Below are 9,749 nucleotides of genomic sequence, written 5' to 3' on the forward strand. Positions count from 1 at the left end.
GCCGGCCAGGAAGTGGCGGTCAGCGACTGGATCGAGGTCACGCAAGAGCAGGTCAACCTGTTCGCCGACGCCACCGGCGATCATCAGTGGATCCACGTCGACGTCGAGCGCAGCAAGCGCGAACTGCCGTTCGGCGGCACCGTCGCGCATGGCTTCCTGACGCTGGGCCTGCTGCCCAAAATCATGGGACAGTGCATCTCCATGGGTGACGTCAAGATGCTGCTCAACTACGGCCTCAACCGCGTGCGCTTTCCGTCGCCGCTGCCGGTCGGCAGCAAGGTGCGCGGACGCATCTTGCTGCAGTCGGTGGAAGAGATTCCCGGCGGCGCCCAAGTGGTGTGGGAAATCACCATGGAACGTGAAGACGCCGAAAAACCGGTCTGCGTCGCCGAGTTCATCGTGCGTCGCTATTGATAGCGTAAAGGCCGCAATTGACCCGGCAAGTTCACGAACGGACACCATACGGCGAACGGAAAGCGGGATTCCAGCCGAGTGTGCGACGGGCTTTCTGATTGCTTGCGGCGGTGTTGTCTTCCGTGATGTTGAACACGCCCGACGCGTTGTTCTGCAGCGCAAGCAGGGCCGCTTGCGCTGCAGCGGCGACATGCACCGGGCTGGAACCTTGCGGTTCGCCGGCCCAGGTGCCGGGGCCGTACAACTGGCCATAGCGCAGCACGGTGCCATTCAATCCGGGTGTTTGCAATACCTGTGTCTCCAGCGCGACCACACCGTCGACGCTGATGCGGCGCAGACCGTCTGCATCGATGTCCAGCGGGTGTTCTTCCGGATAAGGTGCGTCTCCCGGCGCATAGGCCCAGGCGATGCTTTGCGCGATCAGGCGCGCGGCGCCGGCGGCCAGCGCGGCGGCGACCAGGTTGCGCGTGCCTTCGCTGCGTACGCGGGCGTTGCCGACGGCGGCTTGCGCCAGCGCTTGCAGGTCGGGCAGGCGGGGCAGGTCAGTCAATTGATGGATGACGACGGATGGCGCGATACGGATCAGTTCCGACTTGAGCGCGTCGGCGTCGAACACGTCGATCATCACCGGAATGGCGCCCAGTTCGCGCAAGGCATCGGCGCGCGCCTGGCGTCGCGTGCCGCCATAGACGGTGTAGCCCGCATCGCGCAGCAACGGAATCAGTACGGTGCCGATGGCGCCGGTGGCACCGGCCAGAAATATCGTTTCGCTCATCATCTTTCCTTGTGGTTGATGTCACAAGTGTATGAGCGCCCACGTCTGGCAAAAAGATCCAAAAAAATCTGAAAGGACTAGGCCAAGATCAGGCTGGAAATGATGCTGCAGGAAATGGCCAGAAATGCCGGGCAACGCGAGAGGCCGCCCGGCGAAGGATAAAACGGACGGATCAGCGTTTCTTGTATTGCGAGTTGCCGAACAGGATGTCGCGCGCCTTGTCGTCGGTCAGCGCCTTGCGCTTGTCGGCCAGGACGGTGACGCCGCGTTGTACGGCCGGACGTTCGTTGATGGCGTCGAACCAGCGTTGCACGTTGGGATACTCGCTCAATTCGATGCCCTGGTTCTTCCACGAGCGCGTCCACGGGAAGCTGGCGATGTCGGCGATGGTGTATTCGTCGCCGGCCAGGTAGGCGGTCTTGGACAATTGTTTGTCGAGCACGCCGTACAGACGCTTGGCTTCATTGGAATAGCGATTGACGGCGTACTCGATCTTTTCCGGCGCATAGATGCGGAAATGGTGGGCCTGGCCGAGCATGGGGCCGAGGCCGCCCATCTGGAACATCACCCATTGCAGGACGTTGAATCTTTCGCGGTCAGTGTTGCCGAGCAGCTTGCCGGTTTTGCCGGCCAGGTAAATCAGGATCGCGCCTGATTCGAACAGTGAAATCGGCTCGCCGTCCGGACCGTCCGAATCCACAATCGCGGGGATCTTATTGTTCGGCGAAATCTTCAGAAATGCGTCGGCAAACTGGTCGCCGGCGCCGATGTCAATGGCGTGCGCACGATAGTCCAGGCCGAGTTCTTCCAGCATGATGTGGACCTTGTGGCCGTTGGGCGTAGCCCAGCTGTATACGTCAATCATGGTCTTCCTTATGGGGCGAAATGGTGATGAAAACAATCGCAAGCGGAGAGCGGATCTTCTCTGGAAACTTCAGGAGAAGTGCCGGGCTAGTGTAGCCGAAGCATTGCAAACGCGCAGAAGACGAGGCGTTTCCGAGACCGTCCCGGAAACCTATTTCTTGCGCGACATGTTCTCCTGACCCGATGAAGACAATGCAGCCCTGGCGAAAGAAGGAGGGGGAAGAACTGCGGGCAGTCGCACTACGCTTCCACCCCGGTTACAGCTAGTGTTATCGCGCTCGGATCAGATTGCGCCGGGACGCTTGGTCAGCAAAGCATGCCTTTCCAGCGAGAAATATTCCGTCAGTGTCGTGCTGGAAGCGCTGGCGAGTAATGTTTTGAACTGTTCGAAGGCGGCGGGTGTGGTTGTTGCCAACTGTTCGCCCCAGGCCAGCGCCTTGTCCAGTGCGTCGCCGTCGGATGTCAGGCGGTTGATGATGCCGGAGCCATGCAGTCGCGCTGCCGGCAACGGTGCGGCGTCCAGCAGGATTTCGGCCACCCATTGCGGCGGCAGGGATTTGGGCAGGAACCAGCCGGCGCCGCCGACGGCCCAGGTGCCGACCTGTGACGGGGAAATGCCGAATGCGGCATTCTGTCCCGCCACGATCAGGTCGCAGCCCAGCGCCAGCGAAAAGCCGGCGTCGAGCGCCACGCCTTCGACTGCAGCGATCACCGGCTTGGGAAAGCTGCGCAACATGTCGATCAGATTCTGCAGGGCTTCCAGTGCGGCGATCTGCGTCGCCAGATCCTTGCCCACTTCAACGCCGCCGCAGAAGTCGCGCTCGGCGCCGGTCAGCACCAATGCGCGCACGGAGTCGTCGCGTTCAGCCTTGGACAGCGTCTCGATCGCCGCCGCCAGGACATTGCTGTCGACGGCGTTGCGCTGGCCGGGATTGGCGAAGGTGAGGATCAGTGTGGCGTCGTTGCGGCTTGCTTTGAGTTCGGCTGTCATGAGTGGGTATTGTTATTGTTGCGACGGCTTACAGCTTGGCCAGGCGATCCAGCGCCAGGCGCAGCGTCTCGTCTTTTTTTGCGAAGCAGAAGCGCACGATGCCCGATTCCTTGGGCGTGTTGTAGAAGGCCGAGACGGGGATCGCGGCGACGCCGATTTCCGTGGTCAGCCACTTGGAGAATTCCGCTTCCGACAAATCCGAGATCGCGCCGTACTCGACGCACTGGAAGTAGGTGCCGTCCGACGGCAGCAGCTTGAAGCGGGTGTTCTTCAGGCCGTCGCGGAACAGGTCGCGCTTGCGCTGGTAGAAGGCAGGCAACTCGACGTAAGGCGCGGGATTCTTCATGTACTCGGCGATGCCATATTGCACCGGCGTATTGACGGTGAAGACGTTGAACTGGTGCACCTTGCGGAACTCCGCGGTCAGCGCGGCGGGTGCAGCGACGAAACCGATTTTCCAGCCGGTGACGTGGTAGGTCTTGCCGAAGCTGGAGTTGATGAAGGTGCGCGGCGCCAGCTCAGGATGGCGGCACAGCGATTCGTGCGCCTGGCCGTCGTAGACCATGTGTTCGTAGACTTCGTCGGACAGGATCAGGATGTCGGTGCCGCGCACGATGTCGGCCAGCGCGTTGATATCAGTCTTCTTGAGGATGGAGCCGGTCGGGTTGTGCGGCGTGTTGACCATGATCAGGCGCGTCTTGCTCGTGACGGCGGCGGCGACCTTGTCCCAGGGCACGCTGTAGCCGTCGCTGCTGACCGTCATCTGGACGAACACCGGGACGCCGCCGGCCAGCTCGATGGCGGGTACGTAGCAGTCGTAGGCCGGTTCGATCACGATCACTTCGTCGCCGGCATGCACGGCGCACAGGATCGAGGTCAGGATGCCTTGCGTGGCGCCGGCGGTGACGGTGATTTCGTTCAGCGCGTCATAGGTGTGGCCGTGCAGCGTCTTGATTTTTTGCGCAATCGCCTCGCGCAACAGCGGTACGCCAGCCATCGGCGGGTATTGATTCAGGCCGGTTTTCATGGCGCTCGTGACGGCGTCGACCAAGGCCGGATCGCAATCGAAATCGGGAAACCCCTGGCCCAGATTGACCGCGCCTTTCTCGCTCGCAAGCGCAGACATGACGGTGAAAATGGTGGTGCCGACCCGGGGCAGTTTGGAGACGATGTTGGCTGGCTGGCTCATGGAGATGAATCTGGAAGAAAGCGGAAAGAAAGCATTTTAGCCGGATTTCCGGCGGCGGCACTCGCTTGGTGCAAATCGACGGCGCTGACGTGGCAGTCCGTCGGTTCGTGAAGCGCTATGCCGCGATTTCTTCCGTCATGGCAGCGTGCCAGCCTTGCGGCGTCATGATGGCGAACATGTTTTTGCGCGCGGTCTTTTTGGCCAGCTTGAGCAAGGCCTTGTCTTTGGTGATCAGCACGCCAGCTTCTGATTGCAGTGCCAGTTCAAGGAATTTCTGATCATCCGGATCGGTGCAGACCGGCAGACCGAAAGTATTGACTGCGGCATTGGGCAGGCAGGTGATCAGGCTGTCGAATTCGGCGCGGATGGCCGGCTTGTCTTCTTCCTTGAGCGGCAGGTGCGGATAATTGAGCACCACCAGCCATTCCATGCGGCAGTCCTCGCGCGTGACGGCCTCGACGCGACGTTCGCGCATGGCTTGCAGCAACAGCGACCAGCGCGGATCGCGGAAGACGAACAGGTCGAGGCAGACGTTGGTGTCGAGAACGATACGAACAATACGGCGCGGAGTGATGGCAGCGGCAGCAGTGGCAACGGCAGTGGCGGGCGTTGCGCCGTCGGGGGAAGTGATGATGCTAATTGTCAAAACCGCGGGCTTTCCTGGTGGTGTCAGAAGGGGAGTCGGCAAGATTGCCGCCGTTTTCGACTACGTCGTAGCCCTGGTCGGTGAGACGCCAGAACTGGTGGATGTCGACTGCAACGAGGCCGCGATCATGCAACAGCCGCAGATGATGCTGGATCAGCTCGGGCGGGGTGTTCTGGGTGGCGAGATTGGTCTGGATCTTCTCAATGTCGCCGTAGCTGGTGCCGAAAGTGGACAGTGTTGTGAGGATGTCAGTCATCAGAGCTTTGTCGCGTTTCATATCTCCTCCTGGTCAGTGTCGGATCATGCAGGGCGCGCTCTCGTCCTTGATGCCGCCGACGGTTTTCTGTTGCATCTGTCGGGGGCGTGGGCGATGTCCTCATCCTGCGTTGCTCCATACCCCAGATACTAATCCATGTAGGCTTGTTTTGCTCAGGCGGAAATGATGCAATACCGCGCTTTTCACCAGCCTGTTCACCGCCTGTTGCTCTACATGCAAGACGGCGGCGATAAAAAAGCCGCGTCGGACTGACGCGGCTTGCAGGGCAGGCCAGACGGCTGAAGCTAGAGCAGGCGGAGGAGTCGCTGCGGCGAGCTTCAGAACTGTTCCCAGGAGTTGCCGTCGTCGGGTGTCGCCTGTTTGATCTGGGGTGGAGCCGCTGCGGCTTTTTGCGCCGGCAGGCGGGCAGGGACTGCTGCCTTGGCAAACACCGGCGGCCGCGACCGGCTTGCGCTGACCACGGAAACCGGCGAGGGCTTTGCCTGCGCGTCGTCGAGTTTGAACACGCTGACGATTTCCGCCAGTTTTGCAGCCTGGTCCTGCAGTGATTGCGCAGCGGCGGCAGCTTCTTCGACCAACGCGGCGTTCTGCTGGGTGACTTCGTCCATCTGCGTGATGGCCTGGTTGACTTCTTCGATGCCGGCGCTTTGCTCCTGGCTGGCCGCGGTGATTTCGCCGACGATGTCGGTCACGCGTTTGACGCTGCTGACCACTTCGGTCATGGTGGAGCCGGCTTGCGCCACCAGCTTGCTGCCGACGTCGACTTTTTCCACCGAGTCGTCGATCAGCGCTTTGATCTCCTTCGCGGCGGAAGCCGAACGCTGCGCCAGGCTGCGCACTTCGCTGGCCACGACCGCGAAGCCGCGGCCCTGCTCGCCGGCGCGCGCAGCTTCGACCGCCGCATTCAATGCGAGGATGTTGGTCTGGAAGGCGATGCCGTCAATGACGCTGATGATGTCGACGATTTTCTTCGACGAATCGTTGATCGAACCCATGGTGTCGACCACTTGTTCCACCACGCTGCCGCCCTGGATCGCGACTTCCGAAGCCGACACCGCCAACTGATTGGCCTGGCGCGCGTTGTCGGCGTTTTGCTTGACGGTGGAGGTGAGTTCCTCCATGGATGAAGCGGTTTCTTCCAGCGAGCTGGCCTGCTGCTCGGTGCGGCTGGACAGGTCGAGGTTGCCGACCGCGATTTCATTGGAAGCGGTGGCGATGGTGTCGGTGCCCTGGCGCACCTGGCTGACGATCTTGAACAGACTGTCGTTCATGGCCTTGAGCGAAGTCATCAACTGCCCGGTCTCATCCTTGCTGGATGGGCGAATGTCGGCGGTGAGGTCGCCGTCGGCGACGCGCTGCGCCACATTCACCGCGAGGCGCAGCGGATTGGAGACGATGCGCGCAACCCATATCGCCATGAGCATGCCGAGCGCGATGCAGGCCGCCAGCATGGCGACGATCATGATGCGTGAAGAGTCATAAGTGGCTTCGGCGGATTTGTCGGCGAGGTCGGCGCCTTCCTGATTGGCGGCGACGAGCTTGTCGGTATTGGCGAACATCGCCAGGTAGATCGGTGTGGCGTCTTTCATGATGACTTCGCGCGCTTCCTCATTCTTGTCCTGGCGCGAGAGGTCGAGAATCTTCTTTTGCCACGCCAGGAAGGCGTCGAAGTTTTTCACCAGTTGGGGGTAGACGGCTTTTTCGATGTCGGTGTCGATCAGCTTTTCATAGTCGGCGAGTTTCTTTTTCATGGCCGGGACCATGTCGTCGAGCAGTTTTTCGTTGGCCGCAAAATCGGCTTCAGTGGAGGAGAGCACGTGCTGCAGCTGGACGGAACGGATGCGTATCAGCAGGATCTTCAGCTCCAGGGAGGTTCTGACGCTGGGCAGCCAGTTGCCCGCAATGTCGGTGGAGGCCTGGTTGACCTTGCCGAGTTGGACGATGGCGAAGGCGCCGAGCGCGCTGGTCAGCGCCAGCACCAGGATGAAGGAAATCAACAGCTTTTTGGAAATTTGCAAATCATAGAACCATTTCATAGAGCCTCCGTGTCGATGGATGTGACGGCTGATCGTTGATCTCACCGCGGCAATGCAATGTTCACTGCTTGTTATTGGTGCAAATTCCGTATCGGGAGGGGCTTGAGTTATTGTCGTTGTATGGCCATGCCGCGCATGGCATGAACATTCATTCTATGAAAAAGTTCAGCGGGCGGGGAGGAATAGTTTTGGCTTTGGCGGAATAGCAACACCGGCTCGCTGCGGGCGTCGACGGTAGCGACCGACACAGTGAGCACCACTCGCTCTTGCGTCAATGAATGCGCTCCCGAGGACGACTGGCGACGCTTTCGGTATGATGTCGAAAAAATTAACAGGACCCTCTATGCTGATTGTTTTATCGCCCGCCAAATCCCTCGACTACGACACCCCCGCAACCACCGACATCCACACCAAGCCCGATTTTGTTGCACGTTCCGCAGAACTGATTGAGATCCTGAAGCAAAAGTCGCCGGCGCAGATCGCCACGCTGATGGGAATTTCGGACCAGTTGGCGACCCTCAATGCCGATCGCTTCGCTTCGTGGTCACGCAAGTTCACCAGCAAGAACAGCAAGCAGGCGGTGCTGGCCTTCAACGGCGACGTCTACGAAGGCCTGGATGCGGCTTCGCTTTCCGTCAAGCAACTGGATTACGTGCAATCGCACGTGCGTATTCTGTCCGGCCTGTATGGCGCGCTGCGACCACTGGATCTGATGCAGCCGTATCGCCTGGAAATGGGCACCAGGCTGCCAAACCCGCATGGCAAGGATTTGTACGCGTTCTGGGGCGAAGACGTCACCAAGGCGCTCAACGGTGAGTTGGCAGGACACAAGTCCAAGGTGCTGGTGAACCTGGCGTCGGAAGAGTATTTCAAGGTGGTCAAGCCGAAAGTGCTCGACGCCAGGGTGATTTCGCCCGTGTTCGAAGACTGGAAGGGCGGCAAGTACAAGATCATTTCCTTCTACGCCAAACGTGCGCGCGGCCTGATGGCGCGCTACGCGGCGCTGAAGGGCGTGAACCAGCCGGAAAAGCTGAAGAACTTCGATCTCGACGGTTACGCGTTCGATGAATCCGCGTCCAGCGAAACCTCATGGGTGTTCCGCCGGCGCATGGCTGAATAAGCGCGCCGACGACTATCCACGCAATGAAAAAGCCCCGCATTGCGGGGCTTTTTCATGAGTACGGTGGCGCTGTTCTTACCAGATCTTCCACCATGGCTTGTCTTTGGCCTTGGGGCCGCCGGTGTAGTAGGGGCTGTTCGGATAAGTTGCCTGGATCACGCGCTCGGTGTCGTCGCGCAATTGTTTCTGGCCCATGGCTTCATAGGCGCGCATCATGATGAACAAGGCTTCTTCGACGGCCGGCGCATCAGGATATTCCTTCACCGCAGCCTGGGCGCGGTTGACGGCTGAGACATAGGCGCCGCGGCGGAGGTAGTAGTTGGCCACGTGGACGTCGTATTGCGCCATCGAATTGACCAGGTATTTCATGCGGAGCAGGGCGTCGGGCGTGTAGGTGCTGTCCGGGAAGCGCTCGGCCAGCAACTTGAACGAGTCGAAGGCGTCGCGCACTGCCTTGGGATCGCGCTCGGTGTTGTCCTGATCGGTGAAAGTGTCGAAGATGCTGGTCCGATCATTGAAATTGATCAGTCCGCGCAAGTAGTACATGTAGTCGACATTGGGATGGTTCGGATGCAGCTTGATGAAGCGGTCAACCGCCGCCAGGCCCTGCGGCTGGTCGTTCAGGCGGTAGTAGGCGTAGGCGATGTCCATCTGCGCCTGTTGCGCATAGGTGCCGAACGGATAGCGCGATTCGAGCTTTTCAAAGTACTTGATTGACTTCTCGTAACCGCCGGCGGTCAGCTCTTCCTTGGCTTCCGAGTATAATTTGGACGCAGACCAGCCAATCGTCTCGTCTTTCTGTTCCGGTAGCAAGCCACAAGCCGACAATGAAAGGATGAATGCGACGGTAAGCAACTTCAATAAGATTTTTTGCATGACGTATGAGCAGTTTGAGCGGGTGCAAAGAAACAAGAAATTTCAATCCACTGATTATAGCTGATGTCACGTACCACTCCCCCTAAGGTTGTTAAAGCATTTGCAACCGAACCTGTTGAAATACCCGAGGGAGATGATTCACTCGATGAAGTCGTCGAGGAATTTACCGATGGTGCCGAACCCATAACCCTGAAGCTGACCGATGACGCTTGCGGCGTCCGGCTCGACAAAGTCTTGTCGGGACTGGTGCCGCAATACTCGCGCAGCCGCATCCAGCAATGGATAGAAGGCGGTTACGTCACTGTCGACGGCAATCCCGCCCGCACCAAAATGACGGTGCTTGGCGATGAACTTGTGATCATTACACCGCAGGCCGCGCCCGAAGACAACGCCTTCCAGCCGGAGCCGATGGACTTGAGCATCCTCCATGAAGACAAGGCCATCATGGTGATCGACAAGCCGGCCGGGCTGGTGGTTCATCCGGCGGCCGGCAACTGGTCGGGCACGCTTCTTAACGGTTTATTACATCACTGTCCGGCGCTGGCCGGCGTACCGCGCGGC

The 9,749-nt window shown here is 59.8% G+C and carries 11 protein-coding genes; 3 read left to right on the plus strand and 8 right to left on the minus strand.

Going from position 1 to position 9,749, the window contains the following annotated elements:
- A partial coding sequence (locus tag HLUSI_RS0105175) for a MaoC family dehydratase (protein WP_016832956.1) occupies positions 1 to 414 on the plus strand: 414 nt, incomplete at its 5' end.
- Between the two features lie 31 nt (positions 415 to 445).
- Here HLUSI_RS0105175 and HLUSI_RS0105180 read toward each other — a convergent pair.
- The 7 genes from HLUSI_RS0105180 to HLUSI_RS0105210 form a co-directional block, all read right to left on the minus strand.
- Positions 446 to 1,189: an NAD-dependent epimerase/dehydratase family protein gene (locus HLUSI_RS0105180; protein ID WP_016832957.1), complete on the minus strand. Its 744-nt coding sequence runs from the start codon at positions 1,187 to 1,189 to the stop codon at positions 446 to 448.
- Positions 1,190 to 1,361: 172 nt separating this feature from the next.
- Positions 1,362 to 2,054, minus strand: a complete 693-nt coding sequence (locus HLUSI_RS0105185; RefSeq protein WP_016832958.1) for a glutathione binding-like protein — start codon at positions 2,052 to 2,054, stop codon at positions 1,362 to 1,364.
- Positions 2,055 to 2,336: 282 nt separating this feature from the next.
- On the minus strand, positions 2,337 to 3,044 hold the full coding sequence (locus HLUSI_RS0105190; protein ID WP_016832959.1) for an enoyl-CoA hydratase-related protein: 708 nt from the start codon (positions 3,042 to 3,044) through the stop codon (positions 2,337 to 2,339).
- Between the two features lie 28 nt (positions 3,045 to 3,072).
- Positions 3,073 to 4,233 (minus strand): pyridoxal phosphate-dependent aminotransferase, encoded by a 1,161-nt coding sequence (locus HLUSI_RS0105195; protein ID WP_016832960.1) that lies wholly within the window; start codon positions 4,231 to 4,233, stop codon positions 3,073 to 3,075.
- A 115-nt stretch (positions 4,234 to 4,348) separates the two neighbouring features.
- Complete coding sequence (locus HLUSI_RS0105200; protein WP_016832961.1) at positions 4,349 to 4,879, minus strand: putative toxin-antitoxin system toxin component, PIN family; 531 nt, start codon at positions 4,877 to 4,879, stop codon at positions 4,349 to 4,351.
- Positions 4,869 to 5,156 (minus strand): hypothetical protein, encoded by a 288-nt coding sequence (locus HLUSI_RS0105205; protein ID WP_016832962.1) that lies wholly within the window; start codon positions 5,154 to 5,156, stop codon positions 4,869 to 4,871. The genes HLUSI_RS0105200 and HLUSI_RS0105205 overlap by 11 nt, the downstream gene beginning before the upstream one ends.
- Positions 5,157 to 5,473: 317 nt before the next feature.
- Positions 5,474 to 7,192, minus strand: coding sequence for a methyl-accepting chemotaxis protein (locus HLUSI_RS0105210; protein WP_016832963.1), 1,719 nt, complete (start codon positions 7,190 to 7,192; stop codon positions 5,474 to 5,476).
- A 343-nt stretch (positions 7,193 to 7,535) separates the two neighbouring features.
- On the opposite strand from HLUSI_RS0105210, the gene yaaA reads away from it, so the two are divergent.
- Positions 7,536 to 8,312, plus strand: coding sequence for a peroxide stress protein YaaA (gene yaaA / locus HLUSI_RS0105215; protein WP_016832964.1), 777 nt, complete (start codon positions 7,536 to 7,538; stop codon positions 8,310 to 8,312).
- Between the two features lie 75 nt (positions 8,313 to 8,387).
- On the opposite strand, the gene HLUSI_RS0105220 is transcribed toward yaaA, so the two are convergent.
- Complete coding sequence (locus HLUSI_RS0105220; RefSeq protein ID WP_016832965.1) at positions 8,388 to 9,188, minus strand: outer membrane protein assembly factor BamD; 801 nt, start codon at positions 9,186 to 9,188, stop codon at positions 8,388 to 8,390.
- 63 nt (positions 9,189 to 9,251) lie between these two features.
- Here HLUSI_RS0105220 and HLUSI_RS27095 point away from each other — a divergent pair.
- The coding region (locus HLUSI_RS27095) for a S4 domain-containing protein (RefSeq protein WP_040503185.1) at positions 9,252 to 9,749 on the plus strand (498 nt) is incomplete at its 3' end.

The organism is Herbaspirillum lusitanum P6-12, assembly GCF_000256565.1.
Taxonomy (GTDB): domain Bacteria; phylum Pseudomonadota; class Gammaproteobacteria; order Burkholderiales; family Burkholderiaceae_D; genus Herbaspirillum; species Herbaspirillum lusitanum.